Genomic DNA, 505 nt, shown 5'->3' on the forward strand with positions numbered 1-505 from the left:
GACGTCCTTGGCCAGATTATGGTCACCGGTCGGCGCAGGTGCTCTGGGCCCCATAGCCGACGACCGTTGGCCCGCAGTTGACTCAGGCAGTCATACCGTCGCTTTAGCGGAGTTGAAAGATGACGACACAACGCGGGGCATCCGGGTCATCACGTATCACTAGAGATGTGTACGCAGGTTTTACTACTCGGCCAATTCACTCATCCGCGTCCTGAATGCCAAGGCGGCCGCTTCAGAACGCGTCCTAACCTGAAGCTTGGTCAGAATATGCGACACATGCACGCCGGCTGTACGCTCAGTAATTAGGAGTTCGCGGCCAATAATGCGGTTAGAGGCGCCGTGGATGAGTAACTCCAGCACTTCTTGTTCCCGTATCGTGAGCCCCCACGGAAGCGATGGTTTTTTGCTGGGCGCCTCCTGTTCCGCCAAAATCAGGTTGTTGCTTAGAGCCTGTGCTTCAATGTCCCGGACGAGAGGGCGGGCGCCTAGAGCGATGGCTTGAGAT

The 505-nt window shown here is 57.0% G+C and carries 1 protein-coding gene; it reads right to left on the reverse strand.

All coding sequences use genetic code 11. From position 1 onward, the window contains the following. Positions 1 to 183 precede the first annotated feature (183 nt). On the reverse strand, positions 184 to 505 hold a 322-nt coding region (locus tag AC1DVK_RS27235; protein WP_477627864.1), incomplete at its 5' end, for a LuxR C-terminal-related transcriptional regulator.

It is taken from the genome of Peribacillus sp. P4_B1, assembly GCF_056402395.1.